General features: G+C 68.7%; 24 protein-coding genes. 18 read left to right on the top strand and 6 right to left on the bottom strand.

Annotation, left to right across the window (positions count from 1 at the left end; all coding sequences use genetic code 11):
* Positions 1–27: 27 nt before the first annotated feature.
* Positions 28–1,278, top strand: coding sequence for an aminotransferase class I/II-fold pyridoxal phosphate-dependent enzyme (locus ACEQZ0_RS09215; RefSeq protein ID WP_370190559.1), 1,251 nt, complete (start codon positions 28–30; stop codon positions 1,276–1,278).
* Positions 1,279–1,308: 30 nt separating this feature from the next.
* On the opposite strand, the gene ACEQZ0_RS09210 is transcribed toward ACEQZ0_RS09215, so the two are convergent.
* Entirely contained in the window at positions 1,309–2,163 is an 855-nt protein-coding gene (locus ACEQZ0_RS09210) for a sterol desaturase family protein (RefSeq protein ID WP_370190558.1), read from the bottom strand.
* A gap of 57 nt (positions 2,164–2,220) precedes the next feature.
* Between ACEQZ0_RS09210 and ACEQZ0_RS09205 the strand changes: the two genes are divergently transcribed.
* Complete coding sequence (locus tag ACEQZ0_RS09205; protein ID WP_370190557.1) at positions 2,221–2,907, top strand: Crp/Fnr family transcriptional regulator; 687 nt, start codon at positions 2,221–2,223, stop codon at positions 2,905–2,907.
* Here ACEQZ0_RS09205 and ACEQZ0_RS09200 read toward each other — a convergent pair.
* The 3 genes from ACEQZ0_RS09200 to ACEQZ0_RS09190 all read right to left on the bottom strand — a co-directional run bounded on the left by ACEQZ0_RS09200 (position 2,900) and on the right by ACEQZ0_RS09190 (position 5,259).
* Complete coding sequence (locus ACEQZ0_RS09200) at positions 2,900–3,838, bottom strand: DMT family transporter (protein WP_370190556.1); 939 nt, start codon at positions 3,836–3,838, stop codon at positions 2,900–2,902. The two genes, ACEQZ0_RS09205 and ACEQZ0_RS09200, sit on opposite strands and share 8 nt — an antisense overlap.
* A 99-nt stretch (positions 3,839–3,937) precedes the next feature.
* Entirely contained in the window at positions 3,938–4,609 is a 672-nt protein-coding gene (locus ACEQZ0_RS09195) for an aquaporin (protein WP_370190896.1), read from the bottom strand.
* On the bottom strand, positions 4,609–5,259 hold the full coding sequence (locus ACEQZ0_RS09190; RefSeq protein WP_370190555.1) for a YqaA family protein: 651 nt from the start codon (positions 5,257–5,259) through the stop codon (positions 4,609–4,611). The genes ACEQZ0_RS09195 and ACEQZ0_RS09190 overlap by 1 nt, the downstream gene beginning before the upstream one ends.
* Positions 5,260–5,484: 225 nt before the next feature.
* On the opposite strand from ACEQZ0_RS09190, the gene ACEQZ0_RS09185 reads away from it, so the two are divergent.
* Together ACEQZ0_RS09185 and ACEQZ0_RS09180 are read left to right on the top strand one after the other, a co-directional pair.
* Positions 5,485–5,934, top strand: coding sequence for a hypothetical protein (locus tag ACEQZ0_RS09185; protein ID WP_370190554.1), 450 nt, complete (start codon positions 5,485–5,487; stop codon positions 5,932–5,934).
* Entirely contained in the window at positions 5,924–7,276 is a 1,353-nt protein-coding gene (locus tag ACEQZ0_RS09180) for a DNA-packaging protein (RefSeq protein WP_370190553.1), read from the top strand. Before ACEQZ0_RS09185 ends, ACEQZ0_RS09180 begins: the two co-directional genes overlap by 11 nt.
* Positions 7,277–7,375: 99 nt before the next feature.
* On the opposite strand, the gene ACEQZ0_RS09175 is transcribed toward ACEQZ0_RS09180, so the two are convergent.
* A complete protein-coding gene (locus tag ACEQZ0_RS09175) occupies positions 7,376–7,675 on the bottom strand; it encodes a GIY-YIG nuclease family protein (RefSeq protein ID WP_370190552.1) in 300 nt (99 codons plus the stop codon).
* A gap of 136 nt (positions 7,676–7,811) precedes the next feature.
* Between ACEQZ0_RS09175 and ACEQZ0_RS09170 the strand changes: the two genes are divergently transcribed.
* On the top strand, positions 7,812–8,957 hold the full coding sequence (locus ACEQZ0_RS09170) for a phage portal protein (protein WP_370190551.1): 1,146 nt from the start codon (positions 7,812–7,814) through the stop codon (positions 8,955–8,957).
* Here ACEQZ0_RS09170 and ACEQZ0_RS09165 read toward each other — a convergent pair.
* Positions 8,943–9,146 carry a hypothetical protein gene (locus ACEQZ0_RS09165; protein WP_370190550.1) on the bottom strand — a complete coding sequence of 68 codons (204 nt, stop codon included), beginning with the start codon at positions 9,144–9,146 and terminating at the stop codon, positions 8,943–8,945. The two genes, ACEQZ0_RS09170 and ACEQZ0_RS09165, sit on opposite strands and share 15 nt — an antisense overlap.
* Positions 9,147–9,184: 38 nt before the next feature.
* Here ACEQZ0_RS09165 and ACEQZ0_RS09160 point away from each other — a divergent pair, with 38 nt between their 5' ends.
* The 13 genes from ACEQZ0_RS09160 (at position 9,185) to ACEQZ0_RS09100 (ending at position 19,913) form a co-directional block, all read left to right on the top strand.
* On the top strand, positions 9,185–9,505 hold the full coding sequence (locus ACEQZ0_RS09160; RefSeq protein WP_370190549.1) for a DUF6127 family protein: 321 nt from the start codon (positions 9,185–9,187) through the stop codon (positions 9,503–9,505).
* Positions 9,502–9,954 carry an HK97 family phage prohead protease gene (locus tag ACEQZ0_RS09155; RefSeq protein ID WP_370190548.1) on the top strand — a complete coding sequence of 151 codons (453 nt, stop codon included), beginning with the start codon at positions 9,502–9,504 and terminating at the stop codon, positions 9,952–9,954. The genes ACEQZ0_RS09160 and ACEQZ0_RS09155 overlap by 4 nt, the downstream gene beginning before the upstream one ends.
* A gap of 143 nt (positions 9,955–10,097) precedes the next feature.
* A complete protein-coding gene (locus ACEQZ0_RS09150; RefSeq protein WP_370190547.1) occupies positions 10,098–11,237 on the top strand; it encodes a phage major capsid protein in 1,140 nt (379 codons plus the stop codon).
* A 314-nt stretch (positions 11,238–11,551) separates the two neighbouring features.
* A complete protein-coding gene (locus ACEQZ0_RS09145) occupies positions 11,552–11,842 on the top strand; it encodes a head-tail connector protein (RefSeq protein ID WP_370190546.1) in 291 nt (96 codons plus the stop codon).
* A gap of 152 nt (positions 11,843–11,994) precedes the next feature.
* Positions 11,995–12,384: a DUF3168 domain-containing protein gene (locus ACEQZ0_RS09140; RefSeq protein WP_370190545.1), complete on the top strand. Its 390-nt coding sequence runs from the start codon at positions 11,995–11,997 to the stop codon at positions 12,382–12,384.
* 274 nt (positions 12,385–12,658) lie between these two features.
* Entirely contained in the window at positions 12,659–13,066 is a 408-nt protein-coding gene (locus ACEQZ0_RS09135; protein ID WP_370190544.1) for a phage major tail protein, TP901-1 family, read from the top strand.
* Positions 13,063–13,413, top strand: coding sequence for a gene transfer agent family protein (locus ACEQZ0_RS09130; protein ID WP_370190543.1), 351 nt, complete (start codon positions 13,063–13,065; stop codon positions 13,411–13,413). Before ACEQZ0_RS09135 ends, ACEQZ0_RS09130 begins: the two co-directional genes overlap by 4 nt.
* The gene (locus ACEQZ0_RS09125; RefSeq protein WP_370190542.1) at positions 13,410–13,604 is read left to right on the top strand and encodes a phage tail assembly chaperone; all 195 of its coding nucleotides are present in this window, start codon (positions 13,410–13,412) and stop codon (positions 13,602–13,604) included. Before ACEQZ0_RS09130 ends, ACEQZ0_RS09125 begins: the two co-directional genes overlap by 4 nt.
* A complete protein-coding gene (locus tag ACEQZ0_RS09120) occupies positions 13,597–14,169 on the top strand; it encodes a tail tape measure protein (RefSeq protein WP_370190540.1) in 573 nt (190 codons plus the stop codon). The genes ACEQZ0_RS09125 and ACEQZ0_RS09120 overlap by 8 nt, the downstream gene beginning before the upstream one ends.
* A gap of 11 nt (positions 14,170–14,180) precedes the next feature.
* Positions 14,181–16,493, top strand: coding sequence for a DUF2460 domain-containing protein (locus ACEQZ0_RS09115; RefSeq protein ID WP_370190538.1), 2,313 nt, complete (start codon positions 14,181–14,183; stop codon positions 16,491–16,493).
* The gene (locus ACEQZ0_RS09110) at positions 16,490–17,305 is read left to right on the top strand and encodes a DUF2163 domain-containing protein (RefSeq protein WP_370190536.1); all 816 of its coding nucleotides are present in this window, start codon (positions 16,490–16,492) and stop codon (positions 17,303–17,305) included. Before ACEQZ0_RS09115 ends, ACEQZ0_RS09110 begins: the two co-directional genes overlap by 4 nt.
* Positions 17,302–17,736 carry an NlpC/P60 family protein gene (locus ACEQZ0_RS09105; RefSeq protein WP_370190534.1) on the top strand — a complete coding sequence of 145 codons (435 nt, stop codon included), beginning with the start codon at positions 17,302–17,304 and terminating at the stop codon, positions 17,734–17,736. Before ACEQZ0_RS09110 ends, ACEQZ0_RS09105 begins: the two co-directional genes overlap by 4 nt.
* Positions 17,724–19,913, top strand: coding sequence for a phage tail protein (locus ACEQZ0_RS09100; RefSeq protein ID WP_370190532.1), 2,190 nt, complete (start codon positions 17,724–17,726; stop codon positions 19,911–19,913). The genes ACEQZ0_RS09105 and ACEQZ0_RS09100 overlap by 13 nt, the downstream gene beginning before the upstream one ends.
* The last annotated feature ends 10 nt before the right edge of the window (positions 19,914–19,923 follow it).

The raw sequence follows: 19,923 nt of genomic DNA, 5'->3' as shown, positions 1-19,923 counted from the left end.
CAGGCTCGGCACGAACGGGAAAGAGATATGAGCGAAGGCATCCTCCAGCCGGACCAGCCGAAAACCATCGAGGGAGAGGGCAAGGACCTCTTCTCCAAGTTCGACGACATCATCGCGCTGCGCGAAGGGCTGCTCGCCAGCGGGCAGGAAGACCCCTTCAACCTGGTGATGGAAAAGGTCCTCTCGCCGACCCGCGCGATCTGCAACGGGCGCGAGACGATCCTGCTCGGCACCTACAACTACATGGGCATGACCTTCGATCCCGACGTGATCGAGGCCGGCAAGCAGGCGCTCGCCGATTTCGGTTCGGGAACCACCGGCAGCCGCGTGCTCAACGGCACCTACCAGGGCCACAAGGAGTGCGAGGAGGCGCTGAAGGACTTCTACGCCATGGACCACGCGATGGTCTTCTCGACCGGATACCAGGCCAATCTCGGGATCATCAGCACCATCGCCGGCAAGGGCGATTACATCGTCCTCGACATCGACAGCCACGCCAGCATCTGGGATGGCTGCGCGATGGGCAATGCCGAGGTCGTGCCGTTCAAGCACAACGACATCGAGGCGATGGAAAAGCGCCTCAAGCGCATTCCCGAAGACGCCGGCAAGCTAGTCGTGCTCGAAGGCGTCTATTCGATGCTCGGCGACATCGCGCCGCTCAAGGAAATGGTCGCGGTGGCGAAGAAATACGGGGCCATGGTGCTGGTCGACGAGGCGCATTCGATGGGCTTCATCGGCGATAACGGGCGCGGCGTGGTCGAACAGGCCGGGGTGATCGACGATGTCGATTTCATCATCGGCACCTTTTCGAAGAGCGTCGGCACGGTCGGGGGCTTCTGCGTTTCGAACCATCCCAAGTTCGAGATCATGCGCCTCGTCTGTCGCCCCTACGTCTTCACTGCCTCGCTCCCGCCCAGCGTCGTCGCGACGGCGGCAACCAGCATCCGCAAGCTGATGCACGGATCGAACAAGCGCGCGCATCTGTGGGAGAATTCCAAGCGGTTGCACGAGGGGCTCAAGGCGCTCGGCTTCGCGCTCGGCACCGAGGAACCGCAAAGCGCGATCATCGCGGTGATCATGCCCGACCTCGAAAAGGGTGCGGCGATGTGGGAGGCGCTGATCAAGGGCGGCCTTTACGTCAACCTGGCGCGCCCGCCGGCGACACCGGCGAACATGACCCTGCTGCGCTGCTCGCTGTGCGCCGAACACAGCGAGAGCGAAGTCGGCGAGATTCTCTCGATCTTCGAAGAGGCCGGCAAGGAAGTGGGCATCATCTAGACCGCAGGCTCCGCTCGGAGGCTCTCTCGCTCAGGCGGCGCTCTGCGCCGTCCGCTCTGCGGTCGGCTCGCCGTGTCCCTGTTCTTGGGGGATGCTCCCGAACAGCGGCCAGGCGAGCTGTTCGCCGAGCGAGGTCGCGGGCAGGTTCTCGACCCCGTAGCTTTGCGGATAGGTCCTGGTGATCTTGGCGGTGCCGAACAAGACGTCCCAGAAGAACAGCAGGTTGCCGTAATTGCCCTTGTAATTGACCGCCGGATCGCTGGCGTGCCGGCCATGGTGGGCGTGGTGCGTCGCCGGGGTCGAAATCGTGCGTTCGACCAGCCACATGAGCGGCGCGAGCCATGCGATGCGATAGAGCGGCCGGTCCCAGGCGACGTCCGAATGCGCGCCGGTGATGACCAGCAGCTTGACCACGATGTAACCCGCATAGACCCAGCCGAGGCCGAGGTAGATCAGCACGCCCGACAGCCAGATTCCCGGCATCATCATGTAATAGAACAAATTGTTCCGGTAGACGAGGCGGATGCTCATGTAGCGCGCGTTATGGTGCGGACGGTGGAGGTTGTAGAGCCACGGAAAGGTGTGCGCGGCGCGGTGCCACCAATATTGCATCATGTCGTCGAGCAGCAGGAACAGCGCGATCGCGGCGAAGATGTCGAGGCCGGCGAGGGCCCCGGCATATTGGGGTGCGATCGTCCCGGCGAGCGCGGCGGAGAGGAACAGCACCGCAGGCTGGGTCAGGCCGAGCAGCACGACAAGGCTGACCGCCTCGACGATGCCGTCGTCGCGGGTCTGCTCGGGCTTGGCGAAGAGGTCCGAGCGCCACAGCTCGAGCGCCGCGAAGCCGAGATAGATGGCGAGAATGGCAAGGGTCGACGATGGCATGGGCGGGATCCTCCGGCGTTTGTGCGGTGGAGGATTACCGGCTAGGAACGGCGAAGAATGTCGGATGTTTTACATTCTCGCTCTTCGCTGCGCGCGGCGGTTTCGCCGATGCTCTACGCCTCGCTCGAACCCGCGCTGCGCGAGGAGATCGAGGCGCGCACGCACGGGCGGCGCTTCGCCGACGGGCAGATCATCCAGCAGCGCGGCGAGGATCCCGACGGCTTCTGGCTGATCGAGCAAGGCATGGTGGTCGCCGGCCAGTTCCTCGCCGAGGGCACCTTCCGCGCGGTCGCGGTGCTCGGACCGGGCGATTCCTACGGCGAGCTGGCAATGTTCTCGCAGCGCCCGCGGGTGGTCGACGCGGTCTCGCGCGGGGCGAGCATGGTGCGCTTCGTTCCCGCCGGCCTGTTCCTCGAATGCCTCGCGCGGCACCCCGCCTCGGGCCGCGCGCTGCTCGGTGCGCTGTCGGTGCAGGTGCAGGAGCTGATCAACCTGGTGGTCGACATGCGGCGCGGCACCGCGACCACGCGGATGGCACTGCTGCTGGGCACCATGTCCGAGGGACTCGAGGCAGGCGAGGAGCTGCCGGTCACCCAGCAGGAGCTCGCCGAGCTGCTCGGCGTCACCCGCCCGACCGCCAACACCGCGCTGCGCGAGCTCGCGGCGGCGGGGCTGGTCGAGCGCGGCTATGGCCGGCTGCGCGTGACCGATGCCGCGGCGCTGGCGCGCTTCGCGCTCAGGTGACGCGCGGCGCGCCCCGCCGGACGAGCGCGCGCGGCACCCGCCCGTCGATCGCCAGCAGCCCCGCGCCGATCAGCGCCATGCCCGCCCAGTGGACGGGCGCGAGCACCTCGCCCAGCACCAGCGCGCCGAGCAGGATCGCGGTGACCGGGATGAGGAAGGTGACCAGCAGCAGGTTGGTCGCCCCCACGCGCGCGAGCAGGCGGAAATAGAGCACATAGGCGGCGGCGGTCGAAAGCAGCACCAGCCCGGCGAGCGCTCCCCACACCGGCACTGGCGGCGCGGGCAGGCGCCAGGGCGCGTCGAGCCACAGCACCAGCGGCAGCAGCACTGCGGCGGAACAGGAGAGCTGGCCGCAGGCGGTGGCCAGCGGAGGGACGCCCAAAGCATGGAAGCAGCGTCCGTAGATCCCCGCGAAGGCATAGGAGAGCGTCGCCACCAGGCAGGCTGCCTGCGCCAGCAGGCTCGCGCCGCCCATCCCCGCCAGCGCGCCACCGCCGACCATCACCACCACGCCGGCAAAGCCGCAGGCCAGGCCGACGAGCTTGCCCGGGGTGGCCTTTTCATCGGCGGTGAGGACATGCGCGACCACCACCGTCCAGAGCGGCGTCGTGACATTGAGGATCGCTGCGAGCCCGCCGGCGATCTGCGTCTGCCCCCAGGTGAGCAGCGAGAAGGGGACGACATTGTTGAGCAGCGCCATGCCGAGGAAGGCCGCCCAGAGGCGCAGGGCGCGCGGCATGCGCCCGCCGGTGGCGCGGACCACGAGGTAGAGCACCCCCGCCCCCAGCATCACGCGCAGCAGCACCAGCGTGAACGGCGGCAGGCCGCGCAGCGCGACTTCGATGAAGAAGAACGAGCCGCCCCAGAGCGTGGAGAGGAGCGCGAGCGCCCCCCAGTCGCGCGGTCCCATCGTGCCATCGATCGTCGTCATCCCGCCTCCTGCCGTTTGGGGTCGGCCATGCGAAAGCAGAGGGGTTGGCGCGGTGCATCCCGACGCTTGCGGTCAAAGTGCCGCGCGAACCCGCACGGGTCAGGCCGCCTCTTCGCGCTCGCCGGCCAGCCACCCCGCGAGCGCGGTCGCGGCGATGCCGCCAGCGAGCTGCGCAAGGACGAAACCGGGGACATCGCCGGGGGCGATCCCGGCGAAACTGTCGGAAAGGCTGCGCACCAGCGTGATCGCGGGATTGGCGAAGCTGGTCGAGCTGGTGAACCAGTAGGCGGCGGTGATGTAGAGCGCGACGCCCGCGGGAATCGCCTCGACGCGGGTTCGCAGCAACACCAGGATGGTCAGCACCAGTCCGAACGTGGCGACGAATTCACCGGTCCACTGGCCGATCCCGGCGCGCGCCTTGGTGCTGAACTGGAGGATTTCCATGTCAAACATGAGGTGCACCGCGAAGGCGCCGAGCACCCCCGCGCCGAGCTGGACCGCGACGTAAAGCGCAGCCTCGCGCGGGGGCAGTTCGCGGCGCAGCGCGAAGGCGAGGGTCACCGCCGGGTTGAAATGCGCGCCCGAGATGGGGCCGAGCATGGCAATGAGCACATAGAGCACCGCCCCGGTGGCCACGGTGTTGGCGAGCAGGGCGAGCGCATCGTTGCCCTGCGCCAGCCCCTCGGCCATCACCCCCGAACCGATCACGCCGGCGAAGAGGAAGAAGCTGCCGATCGCCTCGGCGGCGAGACGGCGCGCGAGCGTGGGCATCATGCAGGGCGCGCGACGGCGGCGGCCGCGCAAGGGCCGGTGTCACCATCCTCGCTGCCGCCGAGCTGGGTGAGCACCACCACACCGCCCACGACGAGGATTACGAACAGCGTCGTCACCGTGCCGAGATATTTGTCGATCACCCGCTTGATCGGCGCGCCGAAGACGCGGAACAGGATGCCCACGGTCATGAAGATCAGCGCGCGGGCGAAGAGGCTGGAAAGCACGAATGTGACGAGGTTCATGCCGACGAAACCGGCGGTGATCGTCAGCAGCTTGAACGGCACTGGCGTTGCGCCCGCGATCAGGATCGCCTCGAAATCATATTCGCGCAAATGGCAGGCGGCGACGGGGAAGGCCTCGGTTAGGCCGAGCGAGGAGATCAGCCACACGCCGACGCTGTCGTAGAGCCCCCAGCCGATCGCATAGCCGAGCAAGGCGCCCGCGACCGAGGCCAGCGTGGCGACAGTGGCGAACTTCACCGCCTTCTTCGGTTCGGCGAGGCACATCAGGCCGAGCAAGGGGTGCGGCGGGATCGGGAAGAACGAGCTTTCGACGAAGCAGAAGAACGCCAGCCACCCCACCGCATGCGGGTGCGAGGCCTTGTCCATCGTCCAGTCGTACAGCCCGCGCAGCGGTTTCATGATCATGATGTGGGGAGATCCCTCGCGTCCCTTGGGTATGACGTGAATTAGGCGAGCGACCCGCTGTAGGCAAGCGCGAGTGAGTAACCTATTTGGTTCTTTTTTCTTGACATCGTCACGCTGTTTAGGTACATAAAGCGAACATCGGAAAAGTGCGATTCGCGACGGGCGGCTCCTGACACGGGAAGCCGCCCTTCGTCGTCTCGCGCTCTGCGCAATCGGGAGGGACGCATGGCACGACGGAACTGGGCGACGATCTTCCTCAACCAGCTCGCAGAAACCTCCAACGTCAAGGCGGCGGCGGAGGCGGCCAATGTCAGCCAGAGCCTCGTCTACAAGCGGCGGCGCGACGATCCCGACTTCGCGCGGCAGTGGTACGATGCTCTCGCCGAAGGATACGACAATCTCGAGATGGAACTGCTTGGCCGACTGCGCGAAGGGCGGCTGGAGGAGACCGACGCGGACGGCACCAGGCGCAAGTTCGACATCGGCACCGCCTTTCGCTGCCTCATCGCGCATCGCGAGACGGTCAATCGCGAAAAGGGCCGCCGCACGCTCGAAGACGAGGTCGCGACGATGAAATCGATCAACGCCAAGATCGACGCCATCCGCGCGCGGGAAGAAACAGCCGCCGCACTCGACGCGAAGCGACGGCAGAAACGCACACCGCGTGACCGATAGCAGCCGAGACAGTCGCGGAAGCTGGTTCCGCGCACCCGACGAGACCGGCGAGGAGCGACGCCACAATCTCGACAAGCTGCTCCTGCCGCACGAGCGCGAGGCGCTCGGCAGCTGGCACTGGGAGGTCTGGGGTCGAGACGAGCAATTGCCGCCGCCGGGCGACTGGCGCGTCTGGCTGATCTGCGCCGGACGCGGCTTCGGCAAGACGCGCGCCGGCGCCGAGTGGGTGCGCAATCTGGCGCGGCACGACGGCAAGGCGCGAATCGCGCTGGTCGGCGCTTCGCTCGGCGAGGTACGCAGCGTGATGGTCGAAGGCGAAAGCGGCGTCCTCAACGCCGCGCGCGGATCGCTGATACCCGATTACGAACCATCGCTGCGGCGGCTGCAATGGCCCAATGGCGCGCAAGCCTTCCTCTATTCGGCCGCCGAGCCCGACAGCCTGCGCGGTCCGCAGCATAGCCATGCCTGGTGCGACGAGATCGCCAAATGGGACAACGCGGGCGGCCGCGCGCTGGCGGCATGGGACAATCTGCAGCTCGGCCTGCGGCTGGGCGAGAAACCACGGCTGCTCGCGACCAGTACGCCGCGCCGCGTCGCTCTGATGGCGCGGCTCTATGGCGAGGCGCGTTCGGGCGCGGTGGTGGTGGCGACGGGGCGCACCGCCGACAATGCCGGCGCGCTGCCTACGCGCTTCTACGCAGCCATGCTCGACCAGTTCGACGGCTCCTCGCTCGGGCGGCAGGAACTCGACGGCGAAATGCTCGCCGAAGCCGAGGGCGCCTTGTGGACGCGCGCGCTGCTCGAGGCCTCCCGCGACGCGGGGTTCGCCGATCCGCTGCTGCGCATGGTGGTCGGCGTCGATCCGCCCGCGAGCGATCGCGGAGACGAATGCGGCATCGTGGTCTGCGGGCTTGGTGCAACCGGCATCGCGCAGGTGCTGGCCGATTGCTCGGTCGAGAAAGCGAGCCCCGATACATGGGCCCGCGCCGTGGCCGAAGCCGCGCGGGCGTGGCAGGCCGACCGCGTGGTGGCCGAAGCCAACCAGGGAGGCCAGATGGTCGCGCATGTGCTCCGTGCCGCCGACATCGCGCTGCCGCTCAAGCTGGTCCACGCCAGCCGCGGCAAGGCGGCAAGGGCCGAGCCGGTTGCTGCGCTCTACGAGGCGGGGCGGGTGCGGCACGCGGGGCTATTCGCCAGGCTGGAGGACCAGATGTGCGGCTTGCTGGCAGGCGGCGGGTATGAAGGGCCGGGCCGCTCGCCCGACCGGGCCGATGCGCTGGTCTGGGCGCTCAGCGAGCTGATGCTGGGAAAGGGCGCGCGGCCGAGGGTGCGGACGGTTTAGAAGAAAGCACTGGCCCGGATCAGGTCCGGGCCGACGAAATGGAGGGCTAGCTTTTTTCACGTCGCCCCGGACTTGATCCGGGGCTGGTGCTTCTCCCCTTCAGAGGATCACATCATAGAGGTCATCCCAATCCGGGTTGGCCTCTTCGACCAGCGCGAATTTCCATTCCCTTCGCCAGCGCTTCAGGCGCTTCTCATGCGCGATGCAGTCGTCGATGGTATCGCCGCGTTCAGCCCAGACGAGCCGGTTGAGTCCGCGGCGTGCGCAATAATCGGAGCCGGTGCCTTCGCGGTGCTGGCAGACCCTCGCGGCCAACGAACTTGTCACACCGACATAGAGAGCCCCGCGATAGCGATTGGCCATGATGTAGACCCAGCCGCCAAGTGGTTCGCACTGCATAACGAATTGAAGAAGCAAGCACTGGCCCGGGTCAAGCCCGGGCCGACGAAAGCAGAACGAATTCTGAAATCACGTCGCCCCGGACACCGATCCGGGGCCGGTGCTTCTTCGCAAGATTACAGACCGGAGACCCCCCATGTCCTTCCTCACCAGTCTCGCCGCCGCCTTCAAGGGCGGGGGCGGTGCCCGCGTGCCTGTGTCGCGCGGGTTCATCAGCCCCTGGGCGACAAGCTACGATGGCGGGCCGCTGCAGCGCGCGCCCTTCGACTACATGCGCGAGGTGGCCGAGGCCTATCTTGGAAATCCGGTCGCGCAGCGGTCGTTGCGGATCGTGGCCGAAGGGGTCGGCGGCGCGCCACTGGCTTGCCCCGACGATCGGCTGGCCGAGCTGCTCGCCTGCTCCTGCGGGTCGCAGCCGCTGCTCGAAGTGCTCGCCGCGCAATTGAGCCTGCACGGCAATGCCTATGTCCAGATCGTCAAGGACGGCGCGGGCGTGCCGGTCGAGCTCTTCCCGCTGCGGCCCGAGCGCGTGCAGGTGGTGGCGGGCGAGGATGGCTGGCCGCGCGCCTATCGCTACGTCCTTGCCGATCGCACGCTGACGATCCCGCTGGAGGACGAGGATGGCTGGCCCAACATCGTCCACCTCAGGGGTTTCCACCCGACCGACGACCATTACGGCGCGGGCAGCCTCGCCGCCGCGGCGCCCGCAGTGGCGATCCACAATGCGGCAAGCGAATGGAACCGCGCACTGCTCGCCAATGCCGCGCGGCCATCGGGCGCGCTGGTCTATGACGGGGGCGATGCGGGCGGGCTGAGCGCCGACCAGTTCGACCGGCTCAAGGCCGAGCTTGCCAGCGCCTTCCAGGGCCATGCCAATGCCGGCCGTCCGATGCTGCTCGAAGGCGGGCTCGACTGGAAGGCGATGAGCCTCTCCCCCGCCGACATGGATTTTGCCACGCTGAAGGCGGCTGCCGCGCGCGACATTGCGCTCGCCTTCGGCATTCCGCCCATGCTGCTCGGCCTGCCGGGCGACAACACCTACGCCAATTACCGCGAGGCCAACCGCGCGCTGTGGCGGCTCACGCTGCTGCCGCTGGCGGGCAAGATCCTGACCGGGCTGCACGCGGGGCTGTCCGACTGGTTCGCCGATCCGCCCACCGTCGATCTCGACCGCGTCCCCGCGCTCGCCGAAGACCGCGAGAAGCTGTGGGCGCAGGTCAGCACCGCCGATTTCCTGAGCGGCGCGGAAAAGCGCGCCATGCTCGGCCTAGAACGGCCATAGCGGCGGAACCTCACCCCGATAGTTTTCGGTGAAGCTGCATTCGCCGCGGTCGTAGTGGAAGCTGCCGCCCGCATCGGCGCACTCGTCCGCCGCGAGGAAGTCGATCGAATACAGGTAGGCCGCGTAGGCGAGCACCAGAGCCGCCACGAGGCCGGCGGTCCACAGATAGCCTGACTTTAAACCCTGCATCGGCGCTTCCTGCCCGATTGCACAGCGATGGTGAACCCATGACACGAGAAGACATGCTCGCGCGGCTGATCGCGCAGGCAAACCGCGCCGATACCTCCGGGGGCGTCGAGCTGATCACGCTGCGCGCGATCGTCGAGGAGGCGAGCGAGCTGGGCGCCGAGCGCGTGCTGGGCCGGCTCGGCCTCGCCGATCCGTCGGCGCAGGAGGATCTGGGCGAATTGCGCGAGCTGCTTTCGGCCTGGCGCGATGCCAAGGCGAGCGCATGGAAGGCGGCGGTCGAATGGATCGTACGCGGCCTGCTCGCATTGTTGCTGGTCGGCATTGCGGTCCGGCTGGGCGTCGGGGAGATGCTTTCGTGACCCTTCGCCAGGCTCAGGGCGAGCGGGTACTGCGCATCGCCGGCTATGCCGCGCTGTTCGACAGAGTGGATGGTGCACGCGACACGATCCGCCGCGGTGCTTTCAGCCGGACCTTGTCCGAGAGACGCGGCCCCTACCCGCTCTATTGGCAGCACCGGCCCGAGCAGCGCATCGGCTGGGTCGAGACCGCGGGCGAGGATGCGCGTGGCCTCAGGATCATCGCCACGATCGACAATCCGGACGGCCGCGCCGCCAAACTGCTGCGCGAGCGCGCGGTAAACGGCCTCAGCTTCGGCTACCGCGCGCGTAATTATCGCCACACGCCGCAAGGCCGCGAGCTGGCCGATATCGAGCTGTTCGAGGTCAGCGTGGTGACGCACCCGCTGCAGGATGGCGCCCGGGTGCATTGGACCACGCAAGACCCAACTATCCCGTCGCCCCGGACTTGATCCGGGGTGGGGCTAGCCTTCTCCGCCGCATCCAAAGGCAGCACTGGCCCGGATCAGGTCCGGGCCGACGACTAGTCTTTTGATCTCTCCCTTCGCCGCCTTCCGGGCGGCTTTCTTTTGTGCCCTGAAGAAAGAGGTTTTCTATGGATACTCCCACGACCCCCACCGACCCCGCCGAAGCCAGCTTCGATATCGTCGCGCGCCAGGACAGGACCGAAGCCGATGTCGCCGCGCTGCGCTCCGACGTCGACGAGGTGAAAGCGCGCGTCGACAAGATCGGCCGTGCTGCCGCCCGCCCCGCGATCGGAGGCTCCGACGAGACCGCCCCCGAAGTGAAGGGTTTCGTCGACGGCTATCTGCGCCGCGGCTCGACGGCGGAGTTCAAGTCGATCAGCGGCACCGTGCCCGCCGATGGCGGCTATGCCGTACCCCGCCAGATCGACGCGATGATTGCGCGCGAGCTGACCGCAATCAGCCCGATCCGCGCGATTGCGCAGGTCGTCCAGACCGGCAGCGCGGGTTATCGCAAGCTCGTCACCACCGGCGGCACGGCATCGGGCTGGGTCAGCGAAACCGCCGCGCGGCCCGAAACTGCCACGCCCGAATTCGCCGAAATCGCCCCGCCCACGGGCGAACTCTACGCCAACCCCGCGGCAAGCCAGGCGATGCTCGACGATGCCGGGTTCGACCTCGAAAACTGGCTCGCGAGCGAGATCGCGATGGAATTCGCCCGCGCCGAAGGCGCCGCCTTCATCGGCGGCAGCGGGATCGACCAGCCCGAAGGCTTCCTCAACGCGCCCGCGACGCTGGTCGACGATGCCGCGCGCCCCTTCGGCACGCTGCAATATCTCGCCTCGGGCGATGCTGGCGGGTTGGGGGCCGACCCCGACCTCACGCTGATCGACCTCGTCCATACGCTGAAAGCCGGACACCGCCAGGGCGCAAGTTTCGTGATGAATTCGGCGACGCTCGCCGAGGTGCGCAAGCTGAAGAGCGCCGATGGCGCCTTCCTGTGGCAGCCGGGCCTGGTCGAGGGCCAGCCCGACCGCCTGCTCGGCTATCCGGTGGTCGAGGCCGAGGACATGCCCGATATCGCGGCGGGGACCTATCCGATCGCCTTCGGCAATTTCCGCCACGGCTATCTGATTGCCGAACGCAGCGCCACGCAGGTGCTGCGCGATCCCTTCACCAACAAGCCCTTCGTCCACTTCTACGCCACCAAGCGCGTGGGCGGGCAGGTGCTCGACAGCAATGCGATCAAGCTGCTGAAGATCGAATTGTAAGAGCTGGCAGGCAGGCCCGGTGTCCCCTGCCGGGCCTGTTTATTTTTTTGTTTCGCCTCAAGCGCCGGCGGCCGCGTCCGCGGCCTTAGGCTTTCCTCGCTCATGCGGACTTCGTCCGCGTCGCTGCGGGCGGCCAGTCGGCCTTGCCGGGCCTCCACCGGCCCGGATCCAGCGCACGGTAGCAAACTGGCGAAAGTCTCCGAGCCGAAGGCGAGGCAAGGGCGACCGCCCGCCCGCAGCGGGTGCAGCTTGCTGCACGTCTAGCGAGGACGAACCCGCGGAGGCGGGTTCGAAACACAAGGACCACCCAATTCATGCCCCCAGACCTCTCCGGCCAGCCGCTTGGCGAACTCAAGCAATGGCTGGCGATCAGCACGGCCAGCGAGGATGCGCTGCTGCTGCGCCTGCTCGAAACCGCGTGGCAAATGTGCCTGCAATTCACCGGTATTGCCGCGACCCAATGGACCGAGCTCGACGAGGCGCTGCGCCACGGGATCGTCCGTTTCGCCGCCTATCAGTATCGCGAGCGCGACGCGGGCGCGGGCGAGCCACTGCCGGCCGCGATCACCGCGCTGTGGCGGCCCTGGCGCATGGTGCGGCTGTGAGCTTCGCCGCGCTGGCCGAGCGCCTCACCCGCCGCGCCGCGACGCTCGCCACTTCCCGGGGCGAAAGCCACCTCCGGGCCCGTCGCCGCGCTGGCGGACAATGGCGGCGCGCGGCGCTGCTGTGGCCGCTGTTTTCCGGGGGAGACCGGTAGATGGAAACCGCCCTCCGCAGCGCGCTCGTCGCCTGGCTGCGCGCCGATACCGTTCTCGCCGGCATGATCAACGCAATCGAGGAAGAGGGACCCGTTGCCGCCAGCCCGCCGCATATCGCCCTCGTCGCAAGCGCCAGCGCCGACTGGTCGACCAAGTCGGGCGCGGGCCGTGAAATCCGCCTTGCGCTCGAGCTGGTCGATCGCAGCGACGATCCAGCCGCAAGTGCCGCCATCGTCAGCCGCGTCGAGCAGCGCATCGCCACGCTCGCCCCGCAGCAGGGCGGGTTTCGCGTGGTCGTCACCCAATTCCTGCGCAGCCGCGCCGAACGCCGCGCGCGCAGCATGCGCGCCATGCTGCTCGAATATCGCTTCCTGGTGATGGCGGATTGATTGTTTTTCGCACCGACATCCGTCGGTGCGTCCTCGGTGCCGTTTCGACGCGAGCCGCGTCGAGCACCTGCGGTCGGGCGGTCGCCCTTGCCGGGCCTCCCCCGGCCCGGATTTGCCGCGACACATCTGATCAACTCGGTTTTCCGAGCCGAAGGCGAGGCAAGGCCGACTGGCCGCCCGCAGCGACGCGACCTTCAGGTCGCATGAGCGAGGAAAGCCAAGTGAGCGGACGCGAACGCCGGCGATTGAGGCCAAACAAAAAAGGACACATAATATGACAGCCCAGAAAGGTGCCGCCTTCCTCCTCAAGATCGGCGATGGCGGTTCGCCGGTGACCTACGAGACCGTCGCCGGCCTCAGAACCACGCAGATGAGCGTCAACGGCGACACGGTGGTCGTCACGCACAAGGAAAGCGGCGGTTGGCGCGAACTGCTGTCGGGGGCGGGAACGCGCTCGGTCTCCGTCTCGGCCTCGGGCATCTTCCTCGGTTCGGATGCCGAAGCATCGGTACGCGCCCACGCGCTCGCCGGGACGCTCGACGACTATGAGCTGAGCTTCGAGGACGGCGCGAAGATGCGCGGCCGCTTCCTTGTCCAGCGCCTCGATTATGCGGGCGATTTCAACGGTGAACGGACCTATGCGCTCCAGCTCGAAAGCTCCGGTGCGGTGGTGCCCTCGTGAACGGCGCTCAAGCAGCCCTAAGCGGTAGCGCCGACCAGAAGCCGAGTAACCCTGCACGAGGCGAGGCCACGCTCATCATTGCGGGCAGGCCACACGTCCTGCGCCCCACATTCAACGCGCTGGTCTGCGCCGAGGAAGAGCTCGGGCCGCTGTTCGCGCTGGTCGAGCGCGCGGGCGAGGGCCAGTTGCGCCTGGCCGAGATCGCCACGCTGTTCTGGCACTGCCTTGCCGAGCGCGGCACGCTGGCCCGCGAAGATGTGGGCGAAGCCGTGCTCCGGCAGGGGCTCGCCGCCGCCGCCAAGCCGCTGCGCGTGGTGCTGGGCGAGATTCTCAAAGGCTCGGGATGAGCCGGACCTTTGCCGCAGGCGCGCTGCGGCTGGCCGCGCTCGCCGCGATGCATCTTCGCTGGACGCCGCGCACCTTCTGGAGCGCGACACCCGCCGAGCTCGCGGCCTGCCTCGCCCCGCCACTGCCCGCCGGGGCCCCGCCAAGCCGCGCCGAGATCGCGGCGCTGATCGAGAGAGACAGCCATGGATGACGATTTCGAAGAGCTGGTTGTGGCGGTACGCGCCGACACGGAGGCTTTCGCCGCCGACATGCGCGCCATGCGCAGCACCTTCGACACCACGCTGCTCGACGGCTTCGAAAGCGCGGGCCGCGTGCTCGAACGCGGACTGCTATCGGCCATCCGCAAGGGCGGTCTCGGCTTCGAGGACCTCAAGCGCATGGCGACCCGCGCGCTCGACCAGATCGCGGCGCAGGCGCTGCAGCTCGGGCTCGACCGGCTGTTCGGCGGATCGGGTGGCGGCGGTCTCGGCGGCCTGCTCGCAGGCACGATCGGGGCGCTGTTCGGCCTGCCGGGACGCGCAACCGGCGGCCTCGTCGCGCCCGAGCGGCCCTATCTGGTCGGCGAGCGCGGGCCCGAGCTGTTCGTGCCGGCGAGCGCGGGCCGGGTCGAGGCGAACCGGGTTGACGCGACGAGCCGGTCGGACGTGCGCGTCGCGATCAATTTGTCCGCCCCGCGCGGCATGTCCGCACCGGTCGCGCTGCAGCGTTCCTCGCGCCAGGTCGCGAGCGCGGTCCGCCGTGCCCTCTCGGTCTAGGAGACACCATCATGGCTTTCTGGCTCGCTCGCGAACGCAACGGGCAGCATTCCGACTATATCCAGCGCTTCGATCCGCGTTTCTGGACGGTCAATTTCCCGCGCCCGATGATGGCCAGCGTGGTCACCACCGCACCCGATACGCTGCGTGTCGAGTGCGAGTTCTTCCACGAGGGCGAGCTGGCTGGCCTGATCTGGGAGAGCGAGGACAGCCTCGACCACCCGCTGCTCGCCTATGAAACGCAGCGAGACTATGCGCATTGCGTGCTGCGCTTTCGCTGGCGCAGCGGCGGAGTGCTGGCACTCGACGTGCCGCATGGGCCGACGCTGACGATCGAGGGGCGCGATGCGGCAGGCAACGAACGCGCCTGGTATGTCCGGCTGTGGAATTATGCCAGCGGTTCGCCTACCGATGCGCAGATCGAGCTGCCCTTCTCGGCGCTGCAATCGGGCTATGGCCTGCCCGGCGAGCCAGTCTACCCGGCCGATATCGACCGCATGTTCATCAGCCTGGTGCCCGAAGGCTATGTCGAGGGCAGCGACGCGCAACTGCCCGCGCGCGTCGACGGTTGGGCCGAGATGTCGGGTGTCGAATGCGAAGGCGAGCATGCCTCGCTCGAAATCGGCGACGTGCTGGTGCCCGCGCATGGCGAACAGATCGCCACCGCCTATGACGATTGTTTCAACCAGACGCCCGCGCGCCTGATCCGCAGTATCGAGGGCCTCGGCTATCGCGGGCGCGTGGTCCATTATGTCGGGATGAGCCATTATTTCCGGCTCGAACCGCTCGGCGGCGGACATTACGTCAGCCTGGCGGGCGGCGCGATCAACGGGCCGTGCGAGGCCTGGCACCGCGCCTATGCCGTAGCAGCGCGCGACCATGGCTTCGAGCTCATCTGGTCGCTCTCCTATGAAGTGTTCGATGCGCATTGCTGGAACGACTGGAAACAGCGCGCGCTCGACGGCTCGCCCGCGCTGACCGGCTGGGTGCCGCCCTCGACGTTGCTGTCGCCCGCGCATTCGGGCGCGATGGCCTATCTGCAGCAGGTCGCGCAGGCCTTTGTGGCGATTGCGGTCGATGCCGGAATGCCGGTGCTGTTCCAGATCGGCGAGCCATGGTGGTGGACCGTGCCGGAGACCGGCGCGCCCTGCCTTTACGATGCCAGTGCGCAGGCCGCGCTGGGCGGCAATCCGGTGGCCATCGCTTCGCTGCGCGATCCGCTCGATGCCGCGCAGGTCGCGCTGCTCGATGCGGCGGGGCAATTGCTCGCCGATTCTACGCTTGCGCTGGCCGACGCGGTGCGCGCGGCGGTGGGCGGCGCGGCGGAAATCCTGCTGCTGACCTTCACTCCCACGGTGCTCGATCCGGCGACGCCCGAGGCCTGGCGCGCGAACATGCCGACCGGCTGGCGCTATCCCGCCTTCGACCGGCTGCAACTGGAAGATTACGACTGGCTGACCGCCGGCGCCGAAGCCGCACGGCGCAGCGCCTATGCCTTCGTCGACCAGCATCTGGCCTACCCCGCTAGCGCAACCGACTATCTGTCCGGCTTCGTCCTTGCGCCTGCCGATGCGGAGGATTTCTGGCCGCTGATCGACGACGCGCTCGACGAAGCGCGGCGGCGCGGCGTGACGCAGCGCTTCGTCTGGGCGCTGCCGCAGGTCGCGCGCGACGGATACACCCGCTTGCCCCCAGGAGACGAAGACGTGATCCCCTTCGACGATGTAGCCTATCCGCTCGCGCTCGGGCGGGATGCCGCGGCCAGCCCCGAATTCTCCACATCGGTCGCTGTGACTGCCTCGGGCTACGAACACCGCAATGCGCTGTGGTCCGATGCGCGCATGCGCTACGATGTCGGACCGGGCATCCGCTCGGAAGAGGAACTCGGCACGCTGATCGCCTTCTTTCGCGCGCGCTATGGCCCGGCGCGGGGGTTCCGCCTGCGCGATCCCTTCGACTTCAGCTCGAACGGGATGACCGGGACACCGCAAGCGACCGACCAGCTGCTGGGCACGGGCGACGGCACGACGAGCCGCTTCCGGCTGGTCAAGCAATACGGTGAACAACAGCGCGTCATCACCCGGCCCGAGGTAGCCAGCATCGCGGTCGCGCTCGACGGCATGGCAGCGACCGGGTGGAGCTACGAACCCGGCGGCTGGATCGTCTTCTCTGCCGCGCCCGCCGATGGCGTCACGATCACCGCGGGCTTCCTGTTCGACGTCCCGGTGCGCTTTGCCGAGGACAGGCTCGAGGTTTCGGGCCTGTCCTTCGCGGCGGGCGAGGCGCCTTCGGTGCCGCTGATCGAGCTTCGCGAGGCGGCATGAGCAGGACTTTCTTCGCTGCCGAGCTCGACACCGCCGCGACCTGGTGGAGGATCTTCCGCAAGGACGGCGTGACGCTCGGCTTCACCACGCACGATCGCGATTTGTGGTTCGACGGCGTGCTCCACCGCGCCGCGCCGGGAATGCTGCCTTCGGCGGTGCGCAGGATGAGCGGATTCGAGGACGATCCGGGCGACGTCGAGGGCGCGCTGGACCACGATGCGGTGCGAGCCGAAGACCTCGCCCAAGGGCGCTACGACGGCGCTCGCGTCGAGAGCGGCATCGTCGACTGGGAAACGCGCACCGGCGCCACGCTCTACAGCGGCACCATTGCCGGGCTGCGCCAGGAGGGCGGCAGCTTTCGCGCCGAGCTATCCTCGGCCAAGGCGCGGCTGGCGCAAGAACCGGTGCCGCTGTCGAGCCCCGCATGCCGGGCGCAGTTCTGCGGGCCCGGATGCGGCCTTGCCACCGCCGCGCATAGCGCCATCGCCCGCGTGATCGCGGTAGATGGCGACGCGGGAACCGTGACGCTCGACCTCGCCGATGCGGCGCCCTATCGCCACGGCGCATTGCGCTGGCTCGATGGTCCCGCGACCGGCCTGACGACGCGCATCCTCGACACCGATGGCGGCGTGCTGACACTCGCCGGTCGGCTCGACTCTTCGCTTGGCGAGGGGCTGCGCGTGCGCTTGCGCGAGGGCTGCGACAGAACCGTCGCCACCTGCAGCGCGCGGTTCGACAATGCGCTCAACTTTCGCGGCGAACCCTTCCTTCCGGGCAACGACATGCTCGCCCACTATCCGATGCCGCGATGAGCCTCGCCGGCGCCGAAACCTTCGCCCAGGCCGCCGAGGCGCTGGTGGGAGTGCGCTTCCGCCTCCACGGGCGCGATCCCGCGACCGGGCTCGACTGCATCGGGCTGGTCGGCGCCGCGCTCGCACGATGCGGGGCGCCCGTGCGCTATCCGCAGGGCTACCGCCTGCGCAATCATGGCATCCGGCGCTGGCTGGAGTTTGCGGAACCCAACGCCCTGTATCGCTGTGCCGAACTGGTCCGGCGCGGCGATGTGATCCTGACCCGGCCCGGCCCCGCACAGCACCACCTGCTGGTCGCGCTCGGCGCGGGGCGCTTCGTCCATGCCCATGCCGGGCTGCGGCGCGTGGTCGCCCAACCGCTCGACATTCCCCAACCGCCGCCCGCGCACTGGCGGCTCGATCCCGATCCGGAGCATGTATGGCAACGCTAGTTCTCGGCGCCCTCGGCACGCTCGTCGGCGGACCGCTGGGCGGCGCGCTCGGCGCGACCCTCGGCCGCGGCCTCGACGCGCTGTTCATCGGCGGCCCGCGCCGCGAGGGACCGCGGCTCAAGGAGCTTGCGGTCAGCACCTCGGCTTACGGCCAGCCTATCCCCGCGCTCTACGGCAGCACGCGCGTGGCCGGGACGGTGATCTGGGCAACCGACCTCGTGGAGCGACGCGAGACCAGCGGCGGCGGCAAGGGCAAGCCCAAGACCACCAGCTACAGCTACAGCGTCTCGCTCGCCGTTGCGCTCTCGAGCCGCCCGATCGATGCGGTCGGGCGGATCTGGGCCGACGGCAATTTGCTGCGCGGACGAGCCGGCGACCTCAAGACCGGCGGCACGCTGCGCTGTCATACCGGCCATGCCGACCAGCAGCCCGACCCGCTGATGGCGGCCGCCATCGGGCCGCAATGCCCGGCACATCGCGGCTGCGCCTACGTCGTTTTCGAGGATCTCGCGCTGGAGGATTTCGGCAACCGCATCCCCGCGCTCAGCTTCGAGGTCTTTGCAAGTCCGGCACGCATGCTGGCGCGGGAAATCGCCGCGCTGGGCGGGATGGCCAGCCGCGACGCCGATTGTCCCGAACTCGCGGGTTTCATCCATGAAGGCGGCAGCCCGGCGCAGGTCCTCGCGCTGGTCGACCGGTTGAGGCCGCTCGCGGTCACGGCGCAGGACGGTACGACCAGCGTCGACGGTATCGTTGCGCCGGGCGGCGCGATCCCGCTGCTGCCGCCCCCCGCCGCTTGGGACGAGGGCGAATTCGGGCAAGCCGAGGGACGGACTCTATCGCGGCGGTCGACGCCCGAGGGCACGCTGGCCGCGCTACGCTATTACGATCCGGGTCGCGATTACCAGCCGGGCCTCCAGCGTGCCGAAGGGCAGGAGCCGTCGCACGGGCAGGACGTGCTCGAGTTTCCGGGCACTTTCTCCGCAAGCGACGCGCGGACCCTGGTCGCGCGCGCGAATAGCCGCGAACAGCGCGATCGCGAGCGGCTGGCCTGGCGGATGGCCGAACTCGATCCCAGCCTTGGCCCCGGCAGCATCGTGCGCGCGCCCGACCATCCCGGACTGTGGCAGATCGCCGATTGGGAATGGCGCGAACGCGGGGTGGAACTCGAGCTAGTCCGCTTCGTCGCGGCCAGCCCGACGAGCGCCGCGGGCGATGGCGGCTCTGCCTGGGCACCGGCCGATCGCGACGCGGTGGCGACCAGCCTGCGGGCCTTCGAATTGCCCTGGGACGGCTTCGGATCGAGCGCATCGGCCCAGCGCTACGCCGCGCTCGGCGCGCCGACCGGGCGCTGGGCGGGTGCGGCCCTTTACCGATCGAGCGGCACAGCGCTCGAGCCGCTGGCGCAAAGCGGCCCCGTCCGCGCGATCTCCGGCACCCTTCTCGAGACGCTGCAGTCCAGCCCCGGCCTGCGGCTGGAACCTTCCGCCGTCCTGCGGCTCGTCCTCGAAGATACCGAGAGCGAGCTCGAACCGGCCACGACCACGGCGCTCGCCCTGGGCGCCAACCGGCTGCTGGTAGGCGCCGAGATTATCCAGTTCGCGATGGCCCAGCCCGAGGGGGGCGGTATCTGGCGGCTCGGCGGCTTGCTCCGCGGTCGCGGCGGGACCGAACGCGAGGCCCTGGCCGGCCATGCGGCGGGCACGCCGGCGACCTTGCTCGACGATCGTCTGCTTGCCCTGCCCGCCGAGCTTTCTCTCGCGCAGTCCGACCGTCTGGCGGCGATCGGACTGGCCGAGCAGGAGCCGGTGACAGCGCTGCTGGAGGGCGCTGGCCGTAGCCGGCGCCCGCTCTTCCCCGTGCATCCACGGTCCAGCACCGATGCGCTGGGCGGGCTGACGCTGCGCTGGACCCGCCGGACACGCGGCGGCTGGCCATGGCTCGACGAGGTCGATCAACCGCTCGTCGAACAGGTCGAAGCCTACGAGGTTGGGCTCGGCCCATCCGATGCCCCCGCCGCGCTGTGGACCGTCGCGCAGCCCAGCCTCCTGCTCGATGCGGCCGAAGTATCGGCGTTGTCCGCTGCCCATCCCGGCGCGCCTCTGTGGGTCCGCCAGAAGGGCAGTTTCGCCCTGTCCGACCCGCTGCGCCTTGCCACCCTTCCCCCGTCCGCCTGACCGGAGTTCG

It is taken from the genome of Qipengyuania sp. (assembly GCF_964227205.1).
Taxonomy (GTDB): domain Bacteria; phylum Pseudomonadota; class Alphaproteobacteria; order Sphingomonadales; family Sphingomonadaceae; genus Qipengyuania.
This window is presented reverse-complemented; position numbering and strand designations above follow the sequence as displayed.

What these genes read in the sequence shown, in the direction of transcription:
- ACEQZ0_RS09210 (WP_370190558.1), bottom strand. Translation starts at nt 2,163, where the DNA reads ATGCCATCGTCGACCCTTGCCATTCTCGCCATCTATCTCGGCTTCGCG.
- ACEQZ0_RS09120 (WP_370190540.1), top strand. Translation starts at nt 13,597, where the DNA reads ATGGATGACGATTTCGAAGAGCTGGTTGTGGCGGTACGCGCCGACACG.
- ACEQZ0_RS09115 (WP_370190538.1), top strand. Translation starts at nt 14,181, where the DNA reads ATGGCTTTCTGGCTCGCTCGCGAACGCAACGGGCAGCATTCCGACTAT.
- ACEQZ0_RS09205 (WP_370190557.1), top strand. Translation starts at nt 2,221, where the DNA reads ATGTCGGATGTTTTACATTCTCGCTCTTCGCTGCGCGCGGCGGTTTCG.
- ACEQZ0_RS09160 (WP_370190549.1), top strand. Translation starts at nt 9,185, where the DNA reads ATGACACGAGAAGACATGCTCGCGCGGCTGATCGCGCAGGCAAACCGC.
- ACEQZ0_RS09110 (WP_370190536.1), top strand. Translation starts at nt 16,490, where the DNA reads ATGAGCAGGACTTTCTTCGCTGCCGAGCTCGACACCGCCGCGACCTGG.
- ACEQZ0_RS09145 (WP_370190546.1), top strand. Translation starts at nt 11,552, where the DNA reads ATGCCCCCAGACCTCTCCGGCCAGCCGCTTGGCGAACTCAAGCAATGG.
- ACEQZ0_RS09100 (WP_370190532.1), top strand. Translation starts at nt 17,724, where the DNA reads ATGGCAACGCTAGTTCTCGGCGCCCTCGGCACGCTCGTCGGCGGACCG.
- ACEQZ0_RS09170 (WP_370190551.1), top strand. Translation starts at nt 7,812, where the DNA reads ATGTCCTTCCTCACCAGTCTCGCCGCCGCCTTCAAGGGCGGGGGCGGT.
- ACEQZ0_RS09140 (WP_370190545.1), top strand. Translation starts at nt 11,995, where the DNA reads ATGGAAACCGCCCTCCGCAGCGCGCTCGTCGCCTGGCTGCGCGCCGAT.
- ACEQZ0_RS09165 (WP_370190550.1), bottom strand. Translation starts at nt 9,146, where the DNA reads ATGCAGGGTTTAAAGTCAGGCTATCTGTGGACCGCCGGCCTCGTGGCG.
- ACEQZ0_RS09175 (WP_370190552.1), bottom strand. Translation starts at nt 7,675, where the DNA reads ATGCAGTGCGAACCACTTGGCGGCTGGGTCTACATCATGGCCAATCGC.
- ACEQZ0_RS09195 (WP_370190896.1), bottom strand. Translation starts at nt 4,609, where the DNA reads ATGCCCACGCTCGCGCGCCGTCTCGCCGCCGAGGCGATCGGCAGCTTC.
- ACEQZ0_RS09185 (WP_370190554.1), top strand. Translation starts at nt 5,485, where the DNA reads ATGGCACGACGGAACTGGGCGACGATCTTCCTCAACCAGCTCGCAGAA.
- ACEQZ0_RS09105 (WP_370190534.1), top strand. Translation starts at nt 17,302, where the DNA reads ATGAGCCTCGCCGGCGCCGAAACCTTCGCCCAGGCCGCCGAGGCGCTG.
- ACEQZ0_RS09200 (WP_370190556.1), bottom strand. Translation starts at nt 3,838, where the DNA reads ATGACGACGATCGATGGCACGATGGGACCGCGCGACTGGGGGGCGCTC.
- ACEQZ0_RS09135 (WP_370190544.1), top strand. Translation starts at nt 12,659, where the DNA reads ATGACAGCCCAGAAAGGTGCCGCCTTCCTCCTCAAGATCGGCGATGGC.
- ACEQZ0_RS09190 (WP_370190555.1), bottom strand. Translation starts at nt 5,259, where the DNA reads ATGATCATGAAACCGCTGCGCGGGCTGTACGACTGGACGATGGACAAG.
- ACEQZ0_RS09150 (WP_370190547.1), top strand. Translation starts at nt 10,098, where the DNA reads ATGGATACTCCCACGACCCCCACCGACCCCGCCGAAGCCAGCTTCGAT.
- ACEQZ0_RS09125 (WP_370190542.1), top strand. Translation starts at nt 13,410, where the DNA reads ATGAGCCGGACCTTTGCCGCAGGCGCGCTGCGGCTGGCCGCGCTCGCC.
- ACEQZ0_RS09215 (WP_370190559.1), top strand. Translation starts at nt 28, where the DNA reads ATGAGCGAAGGCATCCTCCAGCCGGACCAGCCGAAAACCATCGAGGGA.